This window comes from Natrinema limicola JCM 13563, assembly GCF_000337475.1.
GTDB lineage: Archaea > Halobacteriota > Halobacteria > Halobacteriales > Natrialbaceae > Natrinema > Natrinema limicola.
Genome location: NZ_AOIT01000021.1, coordinates 23,241 through 45,012, shown reverse-complemented (window position 1 = coordinate 45,012; position 21,772 = coordinate 23,241). Strand labels below are relative to the sequence as shown.

The window sequence follows — 21,772 nt, the reverse complement described above, 5'->3', positions numbered from 1 at the left end:
GCACGAGGTTCGAGGTAGACCACGAGCGAACGGAGTGAGCGAAGTGGGCGTGGTTCGAATCCCGCCACGCCGGAATGTTCTCAGCAACCTCACTATCACAGTTGTTTCTCGAGCTGTGACCCATCTCGATTCCGTCGGTTCGAAGCGAACCCTGTCGCTAGACGATCGTTCCAATGTGGGTGACTCCCAACTGGGCGGTCCCACTGTTGGCACCACGCTAGTTCGTGAGCCGTTGGTCGAGTCGTGAGTGGCTGGGTGAGCGACTGTCCTATCCAGCCGTCGGCCGCAAGCATCGATCCCGTGATGTACCGAAACATCAACTGTATGAATTGAACAGATCGCCGGCAAGNGAGCGACTGTCCTATCCAGCCGTCGGCCGCAAGCATCGATCCCGTGATGTACCGAAACATCAACTGTATGAATTGAACAGATCGCCGGCAAGTGGGTAGTGATCAGTCGAAAACAGCCGAAGAAAATTATCAGAACTGGTAATGGGCGGATGAATTTTTTGAGGGATGACTTTCAGTATGAATGTAATGGCTATTGACGAAGCCGACCAGTCGGATGCCGGGGGCTTTTCTGAGGGGGAGGCGTCCGAGTCTGCGTCGGAAGAAGCGCAATCCCACGAATCAGGGCCGAGCACGAACTCGGCTGTCCGTGTTGGGGAGTACACGTGGGAGGAGTTTATGACCGAGTATGGGTACGGCAACGAGGTATCCGACCTCTATCCGGACGACCCCACCGGCGGGGACGAACAACTCGGCCTCGATACGGATGCGGGTGCCGGGACGACCGTTCCCAGCGGTGACGACTGGGATCAGGTCGAGTTCGATCCCGAAGCGTATCTGGGCTATCATCCCGACGATCTCGAGGACCAGCTGGTGCCGGTCGCCGGCGACAACGCGGGGACGCTTCAGAAGCTCTTCCTCGAGTACGTCGATCCCGAGACGACGCCGGTCGTCAAAGACATCTGGTCCTGGGAACACTACAAGTGGGAATATTACTACGAAGATGACGGCAGTCGGCCACGCGACAGCAACGGCGAGATCGTCCCCCACGATGCGGAAGAAGCGCTCGGGTTCGATCCAGACACGATCGAACAACGACTTGCAGCCGCAAACGACGTCGCGCTGGAACTCGACGACGTTGTCGAGGAGCGGACCGTCAACGTCCAGGAAGAACTCGAGGAAGACGAGTTCTTCTCGACGGTCGCGGGCAACACCACCGTCACCAACCGCTACGACCTCGAGAAGGCCGTCTCGCTGGAGAAGAAGACCCACTTCCGCGAGGTCGAGCGATACTGGGTGAACAAACCCTACGCCTTCGTCATCATCTTCCATTCGGAGAAAGAAAACGAAAAGAAGTATTACATGATCGAGCCGTACCAGAACGAGATCGAGGCGGAACTTCAGGAGTTCCTCTCGGGCAAGCTCCGGACGGCTATCAAGTACGCCGAAGAGGGAATCAAGGAGAAGGCTACAGAGGACGGCCGTCGGACGGTCATCGAGGACGAGGCCCGACGGCTCCTCAAGCGGTACGATCTCTTCGAGGCGACCGCGGACGACACGTCGAAAGGGGTTCTCGAGACGCTCCAGGGACTCCTTGACGACGAGGACAGCGAGGCCGATGGCGACGATGACGACGGCCCGAGTCAACTCGAGGGTATCGAGGTCCGCCCCGAGCCGGCGGTCCTCGACGACGATCCGGATACCCTGAGCGAGTATCAGGTCGAGAAGTTACTCTACTTGCTCAAACGCGACTTCATCGGCTACGAGCGCATCGACGGCATCAAACACGATATCAACGTCGAGGACATCTCCTGTGACGGCTACAACTCGCCGGTGTTCGTCTACCATTCCGAGTACGAACAGATCATCTCGAACATCTACCACGGTGAGGACGAACTCGACGACTTCGTCGTCAAACTCGCCCAGCGGTCGGGCAAAGGGATCAGCAAGCGACTCCCACAGGTCGACGCGACCCTACCGGACGGCTCGCGTGCCCAGCTCACGCTCGGCAAGGAGGTCTCCGACCACGGGACCAACTACACCATCCGGCAGTTCAAGGACGTCCCCTTCACCCCGATCGACCTCATTAACTGGAACACCTTCAGTCTGGACGAGATGGCGTTTCTCTGGCTCGCCATCGAGAACCACAAGAGCCTGATCTTCGCCGGCGGGACTGCGTCCGGGAAGACGACCTCGCTGAACGCAGTCTCGCTGTTTATTCCCTCGAGCGCGAAAATCGTCTCGATCGAGGACACCCGCGAGGTCGAACTCCCACAGCGCAACTGGATCGCAAGCGTCACCCGGCCGTCGTTTGCCGACGACGAGCAGGGCGACGTCGACGAGTTCGACCTGCTGGAAGCCGCACTGCGACAGCGCCCTGACTACATCGTCATGGGCGAGATCCGTGGTGAGGAAGGCCGGACGCTGTTCCAGGTCATGTCGACCGGTCACACCACCTATACGACCTTCCACGCCGACTCCGTCGACGAGGTCCTCAAACGATTCACGACGGACCCCATCAACGTCTCGAAGACGATGTTCACCGCGCTGGATCTGGTCTCGATTCAGACCCAGACGCGAGTGCAAGGCCGGAAGGTCCGCCGGAACAAGTCGCTTACTGAGATCAACCACTACGACGCCGAACACGACGAGATCAACGTTCAGGACGTCTACCAGTGGCAGGCCGAAACCGACGAGTTCCTCAAGATGGGGGACTCGAACACCTTAGAAGAGATCCAGTTCGACCGCGGCTGGAGCAAAGAGAAACTCGAGGAGGAGCTGTTCAAACGCGAGGTCATCCTCGCGTATCTCATCAAGAACGGACTGAACACGTACGCACAGGTCGCCGCGACGGTGCAGGCCTTTATCAATGATCCCGACACCATCCTCACGCTGATCGCGAACGGCCAACTTGAGGACAGTCTCGAGGACCTCCGTGAGATGGAGAGTGTCTTGATCGACGTCGATCAAGAGAAAGAAGAACTCGTGCCACGGCCCGAGGCGACAAACGAGACGTACAACCTCTCGATGGACATCCTAGAGCGGGCCGAGGAGTCGCTGTTCGAGGAATACCGCGGACAGGTCCCGAGTGGCCTCGCAAGCGCACTCGGTGATGTCGAAGCGGAGGAGCCGATCGATGTCGACCGTGCTGACACCGACGAGTTCGACTTCGTCGGTGCCGTCGACGACGACATCGACGAAGGTGAGTGGGAACTCGGCGACGACTCGACGGCGTTCGCCACCGGGGACGACATCGGCGATGAGCCGGCGTGGCTCAGCGACGATGCCGGATTCGACATCGAGTCCGACGAAGAGACAGCGGCTGCCGGGTCGGCAGCCGAGGCGGAATCCGGCGCTGCGACGACCGGTGTCGATGCTGGAGCCGATGCCGACGATAGTCCAAGCGCACTCGAGCCAGTACCAACCGCTGACGAGGGCAACGCGGCTACCGACTCGAGCGGCGAGTTGCCCGCATCGTCGGAGACCGATCTCGAGTTGACAGATAGTACCCCCGGCGTCGAACCCGAAACGCCAACCGACGAGAACCGACCGAAGTCGGTCGACACCTCGACTGCTTCGAGTCAAGCCACGGCATCGGACGGCCGAACGGACGAAACACACCACGAGACGGCGAACCGTTCGGCGGATACCACTGGCGACGCCGACGACGAGGACCTGATCGGACTGTTCGACGATATGGGCGAGACGATCGACGAACTCGACGATTCGGACGTCGATCGAACAAGCGACAGCGAGGAACCGGTCGGTCACCCGAACACCTCCGGATTCGAGTCGCTGTTCCCAGAGGACGATCTCGATTCGATCTTCGATCCGGAGTCGTCCGATACGGATTCGAGCACCGACTCCGGCATCCAGCGCGACGACGAGCCGGATAAAACCTCGAGCGACGTGGTCGAACCGGAACCACCGACGATCGACATCGACACCGAGTCAGCAACGGATAGAGACGAGACGCCGGAAACTGAGCCGGAGCCACCGACGATCGACATCGACACCGAGTCAGCAACGGATAGAGACGAGACGCCGGAAACTGAGCCGGAGCCACCGACGATCGACGTTGAGACCGACACGTCGGATCCGCCGCGCGATCAGGAGGACGCAGCTGAATCAACGGACCAAGCAGGTGGGACACGGACAACCGAGACAAATACGTCAGCCGACGACTCGACACCAGTCGACGCTGGCGGTGACGATAGCAAGTCGATATTCAGTGACGAGACTGATTCGATCTTCAACGATACCGAGGCGGATACGGACGACAATGACGACGAGTCGCTGTTCGACAGCAGTGAGACGAACAACGGCGGATCGATTTTCAAAGACGACAGCACAGGCAGCGACGACGAACTGACAGACAGCAACACGGGGATCTTCGAGACCGAGACTGACGAAGACGAAGACGAAGATGAAGACGAGGACGAGGACGGAGACGCATGAGTTTGAAAACCGATAGCAGTGGCGGCTCGAGTATGTCAGCGAGGTCTGACGCACTGGGCGATCGCTTCTATCCGCTGTACGATCGGCTGTTCGGCGACGACAGCGAGTTCGTCGCCGACGTGGAGACGAAACTCGCCCAGGCGCGGATGACCGATACGGTCGAACTCTACCTCTCGCGGTCGCTTGGCATCGGCGCAATCAGTGGGTTGAGCCTCTGGCTGATCGGGCTGCTGCTTGGCTACAGTCTCTTCGCGATCGGCATCCTCTCGAACGAGCCGATCATCGGTATGCCTGTCGGCAATGGCCTGATGCTGACGATCATCGAGATGCTTCGCATGCCGGCCATCGTCTTCTTCAGCGGACTGCTCTTTGGCTCGATCGGCTTCGCGGTCGGGTTCGGCTCGATGGTCGCGATCCCCTACTCGCGTGCCTCATCGCGCAAACGCGAGATCAACATGCTACTGACCGATTCCGTCTCGTTCATGTACGCGCTGTCGGTCGGCGGCCTGAACCAACTCGAGATCATCGAGGCGATGGCTCAGGCAGACGACACCTACGGCGAGGTCGCAAAGGAGTTCCAGAGCATCGTCAAAGAGACCGAGTACTTCGATATCGACTACCGGACGGCGATCCGCAAGCAGGCCCTCGAGACGCCAAGTGACGACCTCTCGCAGTTCCTGACCGACATGCTCTCGATCGTCAACAGCGGCGGTGACATGCAGAGCTTCCTCGAAGACAAGAAAGAAAAGCACATGCGGACGGCAAAGCAGGAACAGGAACTCACGCTCGAGACGCTCGAGTTGTTCGGCGAGATGTACATGACGCTGTCGCTGTTCCCGCTGTTGCTCATCATCATCATGGTCGTGATGAAGATGATTCCGAACGCCAGCGTGACTGATCAGATGCTCTATATGGTCGTCTACGCCCTGATTCCGATGATCGGAGTCGGCTTTCTCGTCCTCGTCTCGACGGTCAAACACGACGAGCCCGGCGACGGCTACCTCTCGATGGGATCGACCGAGCAGCGGACCGAAACCGGGCAAAACGACGGGCTGTTGAGTCTCGGCCTCGTCGAGCAGTTTACCGGCGAATACAGCGTATTCGATCGGATCAAAAACCGCGAAGGGACCCACGAGACGATCGAAGTGCTGCGAAACCCCCATCTCTTCTTCCGGGATCATCCGCTGATGACGCTCGTCGTGACCCTTCCGATCTCCTTGCTTATCGTCGTGACGGCGATCGTAACCGGGTCGGCACCCACGTCGTGGGGACAGCTCTTGGCGAAGCCGATCTGGGGGACGGTTATCTACCTCTACTTGCCGCTGTATATCACCACCATCCCGCTTGCGATCTTCCGCGAGTGGAACGTCCGCCACAGAAACGCCGTCCTCAATCAACTCTCCGAGGATCTTCGCAAACTCTCGAGTTCGAACGACACCGGGCTCACGCTCCTCGAGTCGCTCAAGGCAGTCTCCGATACCACGAGCGGCAAATTAGCCCGCGAATTCGAAATGATGCACACGAAAGTCAACTTCGGGATGAGTCTGAAAGAGGCGCTCATCGAGTTCAACAACAAGTACCACATTCCGCGACTCGCCCGGACGACACGCCTGATTACCGAAGCACAGGAGGCGTCAAACCAGATTTCGGCAGTGCTCCGGACGGCCGCACGCGCAAGCGAGAACCACGACGACATCGAACGCGAGCGCAAATCGCGCACGCGCATGCAGATCGTGATCATCATCATGACGTTCATGACGGTGCTGGCGGTGATCGCGATCCTCAAGACGCAGTTCATCGATACGATGGCCGGACTGAGCGCCGATGGTGGCTCCGGCGCGAGCAGTGCCGGCGGTGCTGGTGGTGCCGGCGGTGGCGCGATGAGCGGGGCAAATCTGAGCGAGAACATCGACGTCGATATGCTGTCGGTGTTGTTCTTCCACGCGGTGACGCTTCAGGCGATCATGTCGGGCTTTATCTGTGGCTACATGCGGGATGCCGACCTGCTGAGTGGCCTGAAATACGTCATTGGACTGTCGTCGGTTGCACTCATTGGCTGGACGCTGGTGGCCTAACATGAGTGGGAGACAGGAATCACAACGCGACCAGGACCGCACTCGAGCGCATCGGCCACGAACGATTTCGACAGCATGGCTCGAGCGGGGCCAGACCACCCAGGACTTCGTCGTGGGTATCGGCGTCTTCCTGCTGGCGATCGCCTTCGTCTTCTCGTTTTTCCCGGCGCTCGTCACGCCGTATGACTCCTCTGTCGGCGGCGCTGAGACGGCACAGGCCGATCGGATCGCGGATCGGATCGTGAACGATACGTCGACGGGGACGCCGAATGAACTCAACGAAACCGAGTTCGACAAGAGATACCGCAGCGGCGACCTGACCGAGGAGCTTGGACTGCGATCGAGCAACGATAATGCGATCGATCAAGTGAACGTGACTGTAACAGAACTCAACGAGACGGTTGCCATCGATGACGATTGGACTGCTGGCGATGCGTACGATGATCAGGCGGCGGCAAGCTCAGCCCGCATCGTCACGACCAACGACGGCTCCGACTGTGAGCCAGCGTGCAGACTCGTTGTGAGGGTTTGGTGAGACGATGTGGAAAAGAGACTCACTGAACGGTGATCGTGGACAGGCCTACACCCTCGAGGGGTTCGTCAGTGCGATGGTTGTGTTGATGGCCGTGCTCTTTGCGCTGCAGTCGGTCGTGATTACGCCAACGTCGGGCGGACTGTCCGATCGTTCCGTGCAGGCGCAACTACAACAAGAAGCCAAGGATGCGCTTGTGGTCAGTGATCAGGACGGTAACCTCTCGGAGACGATCCGGAACTGGAACACCGATGAGGACCAGTTTCACAAGGCGTCCGTTCCCGGGCCTGACGGAAACTCCACCTACAATACGACAGCATTCGCGAATCAATCGCGACTTGGGGGGATACTAGAACAGCGGTTCGCAAACAACGGCTACAGTTACAATGTTGAACTTGTCTCCGAAACCGAGGCGCCGAACGAATTCGAGACCACGTATCTGGTCTATCAGGGTGCGCCGTCACCGGATGCCGTGACCGCGAGTTACGTCGTTACGTTGTACGAGGACGACGAACTGACTGCCAACGAGCGAATCAAACTTGAAAACGCTGATGATAGCACGGATTATCCCATTTCTGGAACGACCGAGACGGAACTCGTCTACAACGTCGTGGAGGTGCGAGTGATCGTATGGTAACTCCCACCGCTCGCCGCAATCGGGGCCAGGTGATCCTCATCGGTGCGATCACGCTGGCGTTCATTCTGCTTGGTATCGTCGTTGTCTTCAACGGTGTCCTCTACACAGAGACGATTTCCTCGAGTTCCACGAGTCAGAGCACGGCGGATGCGGAAGTGATCGAGCAAGGACTTGAGCGAAATCTCGTGGAAATCGCTCATCGATGGAATCTCGACGAAAGCGGAGATACCCATCCGAGTGACTTCGATAACGAAGTCATAGACTCCGGTGGCTTCCGTGATCAGTATCAGAGCACGACGGCAAGAAGCCGGTCAGCAGTCGTAGATATTCAGGTTGATGATGTTGACGGTGCGGAGCAAGCTGGAGTCATAACGGACCAAGAAATCAACGATGATGAGATCGATCTGCACAACGAAAGCGTCGGTCACCTCGAACTCGAATTGGGGGGCGCAGATAGTACAGGCACAGTCACTATCAACGCTACGCAGAAGGACGGCACATACGATAAGATCACTCTTAAAGAGACAGGTCGATACGAACTCGACGGAACTTCGTGTGAATTCAACGGACCCGCGAGAGTTGATCTCGTCACCGGCGAAGTCAACGTCTCACCGTATGATTGCGCTGGTCTCGACCTGATAACGGCAACTGACGATTACAAATACGATACGATCGAGATAGAGGGCTCCAGATTCGATGGCAAATATGATCTCGTTGCTGAGTCAAGTTCAGTTGGTACGGATGTGGGCGTGTGGGAGATCACAGCTGACGTAACATACGAATCGAACCAAGTCTCGTACGAACGAACGGACGCTACGATCAAGGTTTACGGTGAGAACGGATGAGGATCAATCCACGGCGCACCGATCGCGGGACATCGATCACGATCACACACGTCCTCACGATTGGGATCACCACGCTATTGATCGCTGCACTGCTGACTAGCTCCGGGACCCTCCTCGAGAACGAAACAGAACGGTCCGCCGAATCGTCACTCGAGACGATCGGCGAGCGTCTCGCCGGCGAAATCGAGAGCGTCGACAGAATGGCGACCGATGATGCGTCCGTAACTGTCACTGCTGATCATCCGCGGACGGTCGCGAACTCGAGATATACTGTTAAACTGTTGGATAGTGACGAGTGCGGAAACGCAGATCTGCTGAGTGATTCGCCTACCAATACCAATGACTGTCTCCGATTGACAGCATCGAACGCCGATACGGAAGTATACGTTCCAGTCGCAATCGATAACCTTGACGATGGACAGCCACCAGTCTCCGGCGGCTCACTCGAGATTTCCAAAGAAAGCGGAACGGTCACGATCGAGAGGGCTGACTAATGAGACAAACGACTGATTCGATCCGGTCAGATGGCCGAACCAACGACCGTGGGGTATCGGAGGTCCTCGGATTCATTCTCGTTTTCGCGATCATCCTCGGGTCGGTTACACTGCTATCGATGACTGGCTTCCAGGCGATGCAAGACTATCAAGAGGGAGAACAGCTCCGGAACGCGGAACGGGCGATGGAAGCGTTTGCGGAGAACGCCAACGACGTCATGCGATACGATGGAATCGACACGCGGCGCGGCGAGCTGTCGCTTCAAGAGGGGACAGTTAGAACGAGCGATGGCGGAACGAAACTCAACATCACGATAGAAAAAACGGGATCCACAGTCGACATACCGGAAGACGAGTTTTCCAGCTATGGAACGGGAGACACAGTCAACATAGGCGAGTTCACGTATATCGTCGATGACGACCGAATCGCATACGAGGGCGGTGGCGTCGTGCGGGGCGACGACTCCGGCAGTGTCTTTCTTAAGCGGCCACAGGTTCGGTGTGATGATGAGACGGCAGTGATCTCTCTCGTCACGATTTCGGCGGACGATCGGTCGATACAGAGTAGCGGCCAAGTCGGTTTCACGATATCTGAAGTAAATCGGACCAGCAAGGCCTACTCCGGGGTAGCTGAAGTTTCCATAGATGTCGATCCAAACTCCCAGAATTCGGATGCATGGAACTCGACGCTCGATGACTGGAGTGGCGGTAATGATGGAACATGTTCCCTCGGCGGCGGCGGCCAAGTTGTCGTCACGCTCACCGAAGTTGATATCGAGTACTGATCGCAGATCCGTCCTGCACTTACTTCGGCTCCCAATCACCAGTCACCATCGCACGTAATCCGGCACGCTCGGTCAAGGCTTCGACGCGAGCTGCCTGCTCATCAATATCTCCTGCAGTCTCGAGATAGAGCCCCCTCGAGAGTGGCTTCGGGTCGTCCATCGGCGATCCGTCGGCGCGGACAGGGGCGTCGTTCAGCACCGTCGTTCCGTCGTCGTCCGGCGCCCATGGGACCTCGACGCCGGCGAGGCCGCGTTCGAGCAGATATTCGGCGGCTTCGACGAGTGCACCGGCCGCACTCGAGTGGCCGACCGCGCCGATCGAGCCGCGCTCGTTGAAAAAGCGGACGACGTACTCGCCGTCGTCGGTCGCGGCAGTGCTGTCGGCCCCGGTCGCGTCGGTGTCGCTGTGGCCGGTCGCGTGGTCCGAATCGGTGGCGTCCGTGTCGGCGGCGTTCTCGTCCGTCCGGGTTTCTGGTTCGGCGTCGCCACTGGCGACATCGTCGTCCTGTTCGGGACCGCTCGAGTCGGAGCGAGCGGACGATACCGATCCGGACGGTGGTGACTGGCTGTCGTCCGTGATCGCCGATTCGCTGAACTGGACCGACACGTCCGCAGCGGTGTCTGTATCGGCGTTGGGGCGGCTCGACTCGTATTCAGCGAAGGTGACGAGCAGTTGCTCGAGGAATCGATCGGTTGCGGACGCGAACTCGTCGGCGTAGACCTCGCCCTGGGCGACGGCGTCCGTGAGGCGATCGGTAATCTCGTCAGTCAGGGCTGGCCGTTCGACGGCGAGTTGCCGGGCGACGTGCGCCCGGGTGTGTCGCCCGAGTTGTTGGCCGAGTGCTGCCCGCGAGTAGGTTGCGATCACTGACTCGTTGGCCTCGAGTTCGGCGAGTTCGAGCGCACAGTAGTCGAGTTCGCTCGAGCCGGCCAGCAAGAGATAGTCGCGGCCGTTCGTGTAGATCGCCCGGTCGACGCCGGACCACGCCATCGCTGACTGGATCGCGTTCGCTCGTGTGCCATCCAACGACTCGGTGGCGGACTCGACAGCGACGAACAGGGCCGGAACCGACTCGACAGTCAGCACGTACTCGAGGTGCGTCTCGTCGACGACCCGATCGGGCAGACACGAGTCGGCACGGACGGTCCAGCCAAGCGTCTCGAGAAACGGTTCGACGAGCCAGCGGCGGGTTTCCTGTTTGGTTGCCGGCGGCGAGGAATCGACCAGCGTCGCGGCGCGGGCAACGAACGAGCCAAGGTCGAAGGAAGGCATTCGGTGGACCTAATCCGTGAGCAGACATGTAACGGTCGGTTGGATTCCAGTTTCCGAACAAACCGCACCAGGGGTCGTCAGGAGTTCGAGCGATGGTCGGGCCAGCCGGCGTGGGCAGCCTTATTGTCTCGCTGATAAATACGCAACCGTGCCTCACAGACAGTAAACGCTGACTTGAGTGTCGGTGGAATCGTCTCGGCTTTCCCGATGACGAGATAGCCGTCGGGTCGCAGTGAGCGCGCGATGGTCTCGAGCATCGACTCCTTGTACGCGTTGTCGATGTAGATAAACAGGTTACGACAGACGACGAGGTCGAACCCCGACTTCGGATCGTCGTTGATCAGGTCGTGACGCCGGAAGCGGACGTTTCGTTTCACGACGTCGCTGATCTGGAAGGTCCGGCCGTCGACATCGACGTAGCGATGGTAGTCGTCGAGAAAAGAAAGCTGGTCATCTAAGTCGACGGTTCGAGATTCCTCGTAGACGCCCGTCCGGGCCGTCTCGAGGGCCGGCTCGCTGATATCGGTTCCGAGGATTGCGACTGACGACTCGTCGATCTCGGGATCGTCGTGGGCGAGCATCGACAGCGAGTACGGTTCCCGACCGTCGGCACAGGCAGCACTCCAGACCCGGACGGTGTCGGTCCGATCGGAGAGTCGCCGGAGGACCGTTCGGATTCCAGACCAGACGTCAGGGTTACGAAAGAAGCCCGTGACGTTAATGCTGAGTGCCTCGAGCAGTGCCTTCTGTTCGTTTGGATCGGTTCGCAGTTTCTCGAAGTATGCTTCGTAGGTCTCACATTGGGTGCGACGCATCCGCGAGGAGACCCGCCGATCGAGATAACTGTCGTTGTAGTGGCTCGTCGCGAAGGCCAGTTCGTTCTCGACGAACGTGAGGACGTCATCGAACGCGTCGTCGTCACCGACGCGATCGGAGTCAAAGCCGGTCTCTTCTGTGCCGTCGATCACAGCTTCGTCACTCCGTTGTCGCTGTTCGAGGACTTGACGATGAGCGTCCCGGTCCCGGGTGTAAACTCGACGGTCCGGCCGTAGTCGCCGCCGACGTCTTCGGCCTCGAGCGGGACGCCGAGTTTCTCGAGTTCGGCTTTCGCGGCCGCGACGTTTCGCTGGCCGACGCCCTCGCCGAAGCTCTCGAACTCGAACATGTCGCTGCCGCCGGCGATCTTCGCCTCGACGTCGGTGTAGTGGGCACCCTGCTCGACCATCCGGCGGAGCAGCGCGCGGATCGCCGTGTCGGCGTATTTGCCGGGTTTGCGGTCGCTGTTTTCGGCGGCATCGCCATCTGGTAACATGGCGTGGGCTAAGCCACCGATCCCCGTTTTCGGATCGTAAAGCGCGATGGCCAGACACGAGCCCAGTCCGTAGGACTTGAGCGTGTCGTCACCGTCGCTGATGGCCAGTTCGGAGATGCCGACCTGGACCGGCGTCGGTGCCCCTGGTTCGGTGCCGTAGGTTTTCATGTGTTATCGACTTCCTGAAACTCCGCCGTCGTCGGCGTCTCCTCGATCCGGTCGACTTCGAGGTTGTTCAGTGCCCGCTCTAAGTCCGACTCGTCAGGGATCGCGTACACCTGACAGTCGAACTCGCGGCCGTCGGCGACGACGATCGTGTCGAAGACGAACGCGAAGTCCTGATTTTCGCCGAGCTGGATGATCACGGGATCGACGGCCGCAGCGCCGATATCGTGGATGAACTCCGGCGTCGAATGGTCGATCGTCGTATCGAGGACGTTCGCCCAGCCGTCGAGGAAGCCACTGGCCATGATGTTGCCCAGCTCTTTGATCGCGCTGGTCCCCATCTCGCCGAAGCCGTCCTCGTCCTCGTCGACTGCCATGGGGACCATCGCGTCGACGATTTCGTGGGCGGACTCCTCGTCGAACAGGAAGAGCAGGTAGCCACTCGGCAGCCCGTCAAACTCGAAGGCAGCGCCGACGAGCGTTTCGTTTGCCACCTGTTCGGGGATCGCCTCGAGCGAGACGAAGTTGAGCCGGCGAATTTCGACGCTTGTGTCGATCCCGGTCAGCGTCGTCGCGGTCTCGGCGACCTCTTTGGCCCCGCGTTCGGCCATCCGGTCGAAGCCCTCGAGCTTGTCGTACTCGATCCCGTCGCTGGTGCGAAGCCGCTCTAGAAGTCGTGACATCGACTCGCGTTTCGGCAGGAGGTAGTGGTTGAAGCCGACCTCGGTGCCGACGGTCTCGATCCGACTCTGGAAGAGCAAGGCGAGGTCGTCATCGGACGGTGCCTCGTCGATGTCGCCGAAAAACGGCTCGGCAGTCTGGCCCTCGACGAATTCCGGTGTCGAGACGTCGATGACCGCCTCGAGGACGTCGGCCCAGCCGTCGATGAAGCCGCTGTTCATGATGTGGCCGACCTCGGTCGCGGCGCTTTCGGTCATCTCGTCGAACGCGTCGACATCGGTGACGTCGGCGTCAACAGCAGCGTCGGGGCCCGCTTCCGAGAGCAGCGTTTCGACGACCTGCAGTGCGCTCTCACGCTCGAAGACGACGATCGAGTAGCCCTCGATTGCGCCGGTCAGCTTGACGCGGACACCGACTTTCTCGGTCGAATCATCGAAATCGTGGCGGATCTCCTCGCCACGCATGAAGTTGAGTTTCGTCACGCCGAGTTGCGTCTCGACGCCGAGCATATGCGTGAGTCGGCCCGCCGCGAGTCCGGCTCCCTCTCGAGCCATCCGGTAGAACGTTCCCAGTGCGTTGACGTCGAGTTTCATGCGGTTTGGACGTCGATATCGTTGACCATTTCGACGAACTCTGCCAAGTCGGGGAAGGCGTAGATCTCGGCTTCGATCTGGTAGCTGGGGACTGCCAGATCCGAATCGAAAAACAGCGCGAGATCGTCGCCGCCGAGACTGGCCGTCCGGGTAACGATGTCGCCAGCGGGTGCGTAGACGAGTTGTGGCGCGGCGATGTCGATCGCACGCCCGAGGACGTCAGCCCAGCCGTCGATAAAGCCGCTGGCCATCATATTGCCCATCTCTTCGACGGCGCTTCTGGCCATCTTGCCGGAGACGTCGCCCATATCGTCGACGACATCGCGCAGCATGATCGCCGTGATCTTCTTTGCGCTCGCCTCGGGAAAGAGGATGAGGATGTGCCCGTGGGGTTCGTCGAGCAGCCGGACGCGGACGCCGACCCGCTTGCCGCCATCGAGCTGGGACTCGATGTCGTCGACGTCGATGAAGTTCGTCTTGGTCACCTCCATCTGGGCGTCCTCGCCGGTCAGTTTACTCATGTTGTCGGCGACGCCGTTCGTTCCGACTTTTGCCATCTCGTTTATGAAACTCAGCTTTCGAATGTCGACCATCATCGTCATGGGTTCCTCCGTAGGGTTGGATGTTCGCGTTCGTTCATAGTGTCGTCACGTCTAGAATGTTGACTACCTCCCCTCGCCCCCGAACCGTCGCACCGCTGATCCCCGGGACGCCGCTCATAAAGCCTTCGAACGGCTTGACGACGACCTCCTGTTGGCCACGGATCTCGTCACAGTGCAAGGCGACCTCGCGGACCTCCCCGCGGATGCGGACGACCATCCCGTCGCCGTTTTCGCCGGCGGCCGGTGTCTCGAGGACGTCGGCCAGCGAGACGACTGGATAGTCGCCGACCTCGCCGGGGAGGACGGCCTCGCCGTCGACAGTCTCGATGGCCCGTGCGGACTCGACATCGCGGACGGCCTTGGTCGGGACGCCGAACTCCTCGCCGCCGCTTTCGACGAACAGGATCTCGTCGATCGCGACTGTCACGGGGAGCGTCATCGTGACGGTCGTCCCCGCGCCTTCCTCGCTGTCTATCGAGACCGTTCCCTCGAGGTCCTCGACCGTCCGCTTGACGACGTCCATCCCAACGCCGCGGCCGCTGACGTCGGTCACCTCGTCGGCCGTCGAGAGGCCGGAATGGAAGATGAGGTCGTAGACCTCCTCGTCGGCCATCGCGGCCGCCTCGTCGTCCGTGAGCACGTCAGCGTCGACTGCCTCAGAGCGCAGGCGATCGGGATCGAGGCCGCTCCCGTCGTCCTCGACCGTGATCGTCACGCGGTCGCGTTCTCGCTCGGCGTGGACCTCGACTGTGCCTTCGGGGGGCTTGCCGGCCGCCTCGCGCACGTCAGGCGATTCGATCCCGTGATCGACGGCGTTGCGAACCAGATGGATCAGCGGATCACCGATCCGATCGAGGATACTCCGGTCGAGTTCGACGTCCTCGCCGATCATCTCGAAGGCGACCTGCTTGTCCTGATCGCGTGCAATGTCGCGGACGACTCGTGGCAGTCGGTTGGTCACCGTCTCGAGTGGCACCAGCCGAATGTCCATCACAGTCTCTTGGAGATCACTCGTCAGATCCGACAGCGCGTCGAGTTCCGTCTGGATGGCAGCCTCATCCTCGTCGACCTCGGCGGCGTGTCGAAGCCGAACGCGGCTCGTCACGAGCCCCTCGACGAGCGTCAGCAGTGAATCGATCTGCTCGATATCGACGCGAACCGACTGGACTTCATCCGTTTCGTCGCCGTCCGGTTGCTCGTCTCGTTCGGGGACGTCGATATCCGGAATCACCAACTCGGGTTCGTCGACGATCCGCACGACACCGTCATCTGCCGCATCGGCATCAGAATCGGCTGCATCGTCACCGAATGACGCCGTCGATGGCGCGCTCGAGTCGTCACCAGCCTCCGAATCGGTCGTCGCGTCGAATCCGACATCGGCGCCGTCGAACGCCTCGGTCCCGTCGAACACGTCGTCGAGGACGTCCTCGAAGTCGTCGTCACCAGCCTCGAAGTCGTCGTCACCAGCCTCGAAGTCGTCGTCACCAGCCTCGAACGAGTCAGTTGTGGGATCGTCGAATCCGCTGTCATCGAACGAGGCAGTCGCCGTCTCGAACGGGTCCGACTCAGCCGTCTCGTCTCCGAGCGCGTCGTCGGCATCCGCGGAGTCGAACGTATCGGCGACAGCCGATTCGCCGAACGTCTCGTCGGTGTCGGTGACGTCCACACCGAACGAGTCGTCAGCGACGGTATCACCGTCGTCGCCGGTCTCGAACTCATCGACGGGCTCGAAGCCACTGTCATCGGTGTCGACGTCACCCTCGTCGGTGTCCGCTGTCTCGAGGTCGTCAGCCGTCGCACTATCGGCGACCGCGTCTTCGACCGTCTCGTCGGCTGGCGCATCGACCAGTACGTCGTCGACTTCGCTTTCGGACGCGTCTTCGTCGAGAAACGAACCGTCGGCAGCGTCATCGCCGAGGAGTTCGTCCATGCCGACTTCCTCCTCGTCATCGAACTCGTCGAACTCGAGTTCGTCGAGTTCGTCTTGGAGTTCGTCGAAGCCGACCATCTCGACTTCGTCTTTGAGTTCGTCGAAGACCGCACTGGCATCGTCGACCTCGTCGGGGTCGTCGTCGACTGCAGCTGCGTCGTCAGTCGTCGCCTCGGTGGAATCGGCGGTCGTCGTCGCGTCGGGAGCAGGGTCAGCAGGTGAGTCGCCCGGCTCGTCGTCGAGTTCGCCGATTTCGTCCTCGCCGAGTAAGTCGTCGAACGAGCCGGCTTCGCCCATGTCGTCGAAGGGCTCGAGCTCGTCGTCGTCGATGTTTTCGACCTGTTCGTCTAAGTTGTCGAACTCGTCGAACTCGTCGAGGAGTTCGTCGACTTCGAGCTCCTGGGCCTCTTCGGACGAAATGTCGTCGCCCGGGTCGGCGTCGGATGCGGACGGAGCCGACCCGTCGGGGATCTCGAACCGGTCGGTCACCTCGACGATCTCGAAGTCATCGACCTCGTCGACCGGCTCGAGCCCGGAGGCGATCGCGGCTTCGCCGACCGCGGTGGCGAAGACGGCATCGAAGCGGCCGTCGTACTCGTCGGCCGCGATCTGGGACTGTGGCGGATCGGTGCCGATCAGATCGAAGGCATCGATCAACGCATCGACGACCAACGTCCCGTTGTTGACGTCCTCGCGCTCGGAGATCGCCAGCCGGGCGAGATAGACGTCGTAGGTGTCGTCTGCCGGCGGATCGAACCGCGAACACACCGCGTCGATCTCGTCGTCCGAGGGGACGGCGAGTCCCGTCGCGGCCTCGTCGTCCGCACCGTCGAGGCGGCTCCGAAGCGCATCGATCGTCGCCGACGGATCGGTCTCGATCTCGTCGTCTGCAGCGACCTCGTCGACCATCGTCTCGAGTTCGTCGACGGCGTCGAAAACGTCGTCCATCAGCCCCGGGGATACCTCGAGGTCGTCACCGCGGACGGCGTCGAGGACGTCCTCGATCGCGTGGGCGAGATCGCTGGCCGATTCGAGCCCCATCGCCCCGCAGTTGCCCTTGAGCGTGTGTGCGATCCGGAAGATGTTCTCCATCGCCGCCTCGTCGTCGGGATCGCGCTCGAGGGTGAGCAAGGCGTTGTTCAGTTCTGTGATCCGTTCTTCGCTTTCCTGCACGAACTCTGTCAGATACTCAGTCATCGTTCTCACCGTCCGTCGTGAACGCGTCGACGATGGCGTCGACGATCCCGTCTGCGGGTGCGACCGTGTCGACACAGCCGGTTTTGATTGCCTGACAGGGGATGCCAAAGACGGGGCTCGTCGCCTTGTCCTGTGCGATCGTATAGCCCTCGACGGCTTTGATCGCCTCAATACCGGCCGCACCATCGAATCCCATCCCGGTCAATACGACCCCACAGAGCGCGTCTGTGACCTCATCGGCGGCGCTTTCCATCGTCACGTCGATCGACGGTCGCACGCCGTGGACTCGCTCGCCGTCGCTGAGTCGCACGCGGAGACAGTCGTCGACCGCGGTGGCAACCTCGAGATGGGAGTCACCCGGTGCGACCGCGACCTCGCCGGGCTCGAGCCACTCGCCGTCGGACGCCTCGAAGACGTCATATGCGCTGTGTGTATCGAGCCGGTCAGCGAACCGCTCCGTGAATCCGGGGGGCATATGCTGGACGACCAGCACTTTCGCCTCGAGGTCGGCCGGCAGCTGCTCGAACAGGCGTTCGACGATCTTCGGGCCACCGGTCGACGCTCCGAGGACGATCGTTGGCGCGGTCGTCCGCTCGGCGGGAAGCGACACTGTGTCTTCGTCGGCCTCCGACAGCGGCTCGATTGCAGAGCGTGCGTTCGGCCCGACCGCTCCATGATTACTGGGTACCTGCACGTCGGCACTGCCGCCGGCGACGGCGTTTCCGGTGGTTGTCCCCTGCCCTGGTCCTGGGTTGCCGGCGACTCTCGAGCGGGTCGCGTGGGCCGTCGCGGTGGCTCGAGCGAGTGCTACCGTCGAGACGTTCGCATCGGCGAGGTCGTCGACTTTCGTGACGACCTCGTCGGTCAACTGGACGATGGTCCGCGAATCGGAGCCATCGGGTTTGTGCAGAAAGTCGACGGCACCACGCTCTAACGCATCGAGTGTTGCCTCCGCCCCGCGTTCGGTGTAGACACTGAGCATGAGAATCGGGGCCGGGTTCGTCGTCATGATCCGTTCGACGGCGTCGATGCCGTCTAACTCGGGCATCTCGACGTCCATCGTGATGACGTCCGGATCGAACGTTCTGGCGAGCGCGACGGCCTCCGAACCGTTCGCAGCCGTTTCGACCTCGTAGCCAGCGTCACCGAGTGCGTTGCCGATGACTGTCCGCATGAACCTCGAGTCGTCGACAACGAGTGCCCTCGTCATGCCGCGACGACGTCTGAAAGGGCCTTTCTGACGCTGGGTTCTTCGAACGGTTTCGTCACGTAGCCGTCCGCACCAGCCTTCACGGCGAGTTTCATCTTCTCACGCTGGCCGACGCTCGTACACATGATGACGCGGGCGTCCGGATCGATCTTCTTGATCGCTGCGGTCGCCTTGATGCCGTTGCATTTGGGCATCACGATGTCCATCATGACGACGTCGGGGTCGTGTTCTTTGTACATTTTGACGGCCTCTGCCCCGTTAGACGCCTCTCCGACGATGCGGTAATCTTGTTCCAGAATCTGGCGCAATAAGTTTCGCATAAAATGAGAGTCGTCCACGATGAGCACCCCTGTCGACATTCAGTAGTACACCAAATTCTGGTAGCGATACAACTACCATAAATGCTGTCTCCCCATTATCAGTCGTGATAAATGTCAGAGACGATCCGGAGATTCCACGCGGACTGCGGTCTCGAACGTGGTCCGGTTGCGGCCGTGCGTGTCCCGCCTGCCGACCGAATTTTTGTATCGATTGAACAGCTTAGCGATAGGGTCTCTTATACGGACTCCTGTCAGTCAGTGTCAGTGGGACCGCAACCCGCACTGCGACCCCACTGGGACATCATACGGTCTGCTGTCAGTCAGTGCCGGTGCAACGGCGACCCGTCCTGCGGGCCCACCGGGACATCGGAACAGCAGACCGTATCAGTACAGCAGCCCGTCTCACTGCTGTCCTGACGCCAACAGCATCCGTTCGACATCGATGAGTGCGGTTGCCTCGACTACGATTTCCTGTGTCACGTCATTGGCCTCGTCGCCGTCGGGTTCGTCGTTGGCGTCTTCAGCCGATTCGATTTCGAACGTCTCGCCGATCGAACCACCGAACCCACCGCTTGCGCCACCACCCGACGACAGCGTCGACGCGTCGCCGATACTGGACTCGGAGCTACCGGTCCCAGCATCTGCGCGGCCGCTCGCGGTCACGTTCGTCGACTCGTCAGACTGCGATCGCTCGTGTTCCTGTGTGATGAGTGCGACGACCAACGGATGCTCGAGGGCATCGCCGGAGAGGGGACTGTCGGCGACACTGTCGTCGTCGATCACGTTGCTCTCGGGGACAACCTCGACGCCGATCACGTTGTCGACGCGGATCGCAGCCGATTGCTGATCGCTCGGGCGGTCGAACACGACCAGTCGCTCACGCCCCGTGTCGATCTCGGGGGTCGGGAAGTGAACCCGCGGATCGATGACTGCAGTAATCTCGCCACGAAGGTCCATCAGCCCCTCGATCGCAGGCGGTGTTCGTGGCACTCGAGTCACCTCCGTTGGCGGTTCCGTGACCGTTCTGACGGCGTCGACCGGCAGCGCGAATCGGTATTCTCCGACGGTGACGAAGACGAACTGAACGACGTCTTCGTCGTCACCATCGGCGTCGGCACTGCCCGACTCGCGGGGTCGATCGGTGCCGTCGATATCGATTCCAAGAAGCTTTTCTGAGAGATCCGGGGCCATCGTCCTGTTCGTGTATCAGAGTCCACCACTAAAACGTTGACTCCGACGTGTGTGTTCATTCGATTTATCTATCGCCATCGTTACCATCCGGTTGAACGATTCGGTGCGTTCATTTTCTCCGTCGACCGTGTTCAAAGTAAATGGGACCGGCACCGAACCACGATGGGGCAACCGCTGACGACAAACGGGTGACCGTCCTCACGTTCGACCTCGAGGATCGACGCTACTGTGTCAGCGCCGAGTCGGTCGCCTCAGTCCTCGGCATCGCGGACGACTCTGCACTCGTGGATGCCGACGATCCGTGGAACGCGGGGGCGATCACCGTCGCCGGCGAGCGGGTCAGGGTGGTCGACCTCCCACGGGTGTTCGGCGCGTCGTTTCGCACAATGGCTCGCGTCGATGCGCCGAAACTGCTCGTCTTCGACGCTACCGACGACACCGGTCGGTATTACGGCTGGCTGATCGACGACGTGGGAACGACCAGCGACGTTCGACCCGCCGCGCTTGAGCCACCGCAGGTGAACACGACCCATATCAAGGGCCGCCTCGAGATCGAGGGGCGGGAAGTCGTCTGGCTCAATGAGCAAACGATGCACGGCTGAGGCCGATTCGAGCGCTCGACTCGAGTGCGTGGCGACGGCTCAGACCGTTTCGAGACGCGGTCAGAAGGGGACGGCCGGTGTCGACAGTGTCTACAGGAGTCCTGGAGGTCCACCGTCGGAATCGTCGTCTGGCTCGAGACCGAACTCATCGCGCTGTTCGCGGAGTCGCTTGACCTGCCGGTAGTAGTATCCGATGCCGATCCCACCGAAGAGGACGACGACACCGGTGAGGCCAAGGAACAACGGAATGTCACGCGCGAGGTAGTATCGTAGCGAGATCGTACGATCCGCGTCGATCTCGTCCCAGGAGAAGCGCACCTGCCCGTCGACGACCTCGCGTTCGTACCCGTTCGGTGAGACTTCGCCGAACAAGAAGTTCGACGCCCGGTGGTTCTCGGGCAGGCGCACCTCATACGAGCCCGTGACGTAAGCCGGCTGGCGGAACGTCTTCCGGCCGGCATCGCCCGAGAACGCGAGCGTGCCGTTCTCGTCGGGGACGGAGACGGTCGTCGCCGACCCGCCCTGTTCGATCTCGAGGTCAGAGCCGTTGACCTCGGTCCCGTTGGGATACCAGTAGCGAACGCTGTAGATATCCAGCGGTTCCTGACTGTAGATCGTCGACTGAGACAGCGAGAGCTCTTCGGTTCCGTTTAAGTCGTAAACAGTTCGGTACTCGCCGCTGTTGAGGAGGTCGCCGTCCTCGAGTGCGATCGTGACGTCGGCGTCGCTGTCGCGAACGTCGCTGTAATCTTGCTCGCGGTCGAGTTCCTCGTCGGAGATGCCGCCGGAAAACGCCGCACAGCCGGCTCCCAGCAACAGCAGGGCGACTGCGACCGTCGCGAACACGAGCCGGCGATTCATA

Annotated in this window: 18 protein-coding genes; 8 read left to right on the top strand and 10 right to left on the bottom strand. The window is 60.6% G+C overall.

Annotated features, from left to right (window positions below):
• The first annotated feature begins 536 nt into the window (after positions 1-536).
• The 7 genes from C476_RS04365 to C476_RS04335 are packed head-to-tail and all read left to right on the top strand — an operon-like array spanning position 537 to position 9,834.
• Positions 537-4,466, top strand: a complete 3,930-nt coding sequence (locus C476_RS04365; protein WP_008010248.1) for an ATPase, T2SS/T4P/T4SS family — start codon at positions 537-539, stop codon at positions 4,464-4,466.
• Positions 4,463-6,541: a type II secretion system F family protein gene (locus tag C476_RS04360; RefSeq protein WP_049911588.1), complete on the top strand. Its 2,079-nt coding sequence runs from the start codon at positions 4,463-4,465 to the stop codon at positions 6,539-6,541. The genes C476_RS04365 and C476_RS04360 overlap by 4 nt, the downstream gene beginning before the upstream one ends.
• Position 6,542: 1 nt before the next feature.
• The gene (locus tag C476_RS04355; protein ID WP_008010245.1) at positions 6,543-7,076 is read left to right on the top strand and encodes a DUF7287 family protein; all 534 of its coding nucleotides are present in this window, start codon (positions 6,543-6,545) and stop codon (positions 7,074-7,076) included.
• 4 nt (positions 7,077-7,080) lie between these two features.
• Entirely contained in the window at positions 7,081-7,710 is a 630-nt protein-coding gene (locus tag C476_RS04350; RefSeq protein WP_008010244.1) for a DUF7288 family protein, read from the top strand.
• Positions 7,704-8,555 carry a DUF7261 family protein gene (locus tag C476_RS04345; protein WP_152418174.1) on the top strand — a complete coding sequence of 284 codons (852 nt, stop codon included), beginning with the start codon at positions 7,704-7,706 and terminating at the stop codon, positions 8,553-8,555. The genes C476_RS04350 and C476_RS04345 overlap by 7 nt, the downstream gene beginning before the upstream one ends.
• Entirely contained in the window at positions 8,552-9,049 is a 498-nt protein-coding gene (locus C476_RS04340; protein WP_008010242.1) for a DUF7266 family protein, read from the top strand. Before C476_RS04345 ends, C476_RS04340 begins: the two co-directional genes overlap by 4 nt.
• Positions 9,049-9,834, top strand: coding sequence for a type IV pilus modification PilV family protein (locus C476_RS04335; RefSeq protein WP_008010241.1), 786 nt, complete (start codon positions 9,049-9,051; stop codon positions 9,832-9,834). Before C476_RS04340 ends, C476_RS04335 begins: the two co-directional genes overlap by 1 nt.
• A 19-nt stretch (positions 9,835-9,853) precedes the next feature.
• Here the strand turns inward: C476_RS04335 and C476_RS04330 are convergent, their stop codons facing one another.
• The 9 genes from C476_RS04330 to C476_RS04290 all read right to left on the bottom strand — a co-directional run bounded on the left by C476_RS04330 (position 9,854) and on the right by C476_RS04290 (position 20,308).
• Positions 9,854-11,107 carry a hypothetical protein gene (locus C476_RS04330; RefSeq protein WP_008010240.1) on the bottom strand — a complete coding sequence of 418 codons (1,254 nt, stop codon included), beginning with the start codon at positions 11,105-11,107 and terminating at the stop codon, positions 9,854-9,856.
• Positions 11,108-11,184: 77 nt separating this feature from the next.
• The gene (locus tag C476_RS04325; RefSeq protein WP_008010239.1) at positions 11,185-12,075 is read right to left on the bottom strand and encodes a CheR family methyltransferase; all 891 of its coding nucleotides are present in this window, start codon (positions 12,073-12,075) and stop codon (positions 11,185-11,187) included.
• Complete coding sequence (locus C476_RS04320) at positions 12,072-12,587, bottom strand: chemotaxis protein CheD (RefSeq protein WP_008010238.1); 516 nt, start codon at positions 12,585-12,587, stop codon at positions 12,072-12,074. The genes C476_RS04325 and C476_RS04320 overlap by 4 nt, the downstream gene beginning before the upstream one ends.
• Positions 12,584-13,858, bottom strand: a complete 1,275-nt coding sequence (locus C476_RS04315; protein WP_008010237.1) for a chemotaxis protein CheC — start codon at positions 13,856-13,858, stop codon at positions 12,584-12,586. Before C476_RS04315 ends, C476_RS04320 begins: the two co-directional genes overlap by 4 nt.
• Positions 13,855-14,460, bottom strand: a complete 606-nt coding sequence (locus C476_RS04310) for a chemotaxis protein CheC (protein ID WP_008010236.1) — start codon at positions 14,458-14,460, stop codon at positions 13,855-13,857. The genes C476_RS04315 and C476_RS04310 overlap by 4 nt, the downstream gene beginning before the upstream one ends.
• 34 nt (positions 14,461-14,494) lie before the next feature.
• Entirely contained in the window at positions 14,495-17,587 is a 3,093-nt protein-coding gene (locus tag C476_RS04305; protein ID WP_008010235.1) for a chemotaxis protein CheA, read from the bottom strand.
• Positions 17,580-18,797: a chemotaxis-specific protein-glutamate methyltransferase CheB gene (cheB, locus tag C476_RS04300; protein WP_008010234.1), complete on the bottom strand. Its 1,218-nt coding sequence runs from the start codon at positions 18,795-18,797 to the stop codon at positions 17,580-17,582. The genes C476_RS04305 and cheB overlap by 8 nt, the downstream gene beginning before the upstream one ends.
• Positions 18,794-19,156 (bottom strand): chemotaxis protein CheY, encoded by a 363-nt coding sequence (gene cheY, locus C476_RS04295; protein ID WP_008010233.1) that lies wholly within the window; start codon positions 19,154-19,156, stop codon positions 18,794-18,796. Before cheY ends, cheB begins: the two co-directional genes overlap by 4 nt.
• A 363-nt stretch (positions 19,157-19,519) precedes the next feature.
• Complete coding sequence (locus C476_RS04290; RefSeq protein WP_008010231.1) at positions 19,520-20,308, bottom strand: chemotaxis protein CheW; 789 nt, start codon at positions 20,306-20,308, stop codon at positions 19,520-19,522.
• A gap of 140 nt (positions 20,309-20,448) precedes the next feature.
• On the opposite strand from C476_RS04290, the gene C476_RS04285 reads away from it, so the two are divergent.
• A complete protein-coding gene (locus C476_RS04285) occupies positions 20,449-20,910 on the top strand; it encodes a chemotaxis protein CheW (protein WP_008010230.1) in 462 nt (153 codons plus the stop codon).
• Positions 20,911-21,000: 90 nt separating this feature from the next.
• On the opposite strand, the gene C476_RS04280 is transcribed toward C476_RS04285, so the two are convergent.
• Positions 21,001-21,771 (bottom strand): DUF5803 family protein, encoded by a 771-nt coding sequence (locus C476_RS04280; RefSeq protein WP_008010229.1) that lies wholly within the window; start codon positions 21,769-21,771, stop codon positions 21,001-21,003.
• Between the last annotated feature and the right edge of the window lies 1 nt (position 21,772).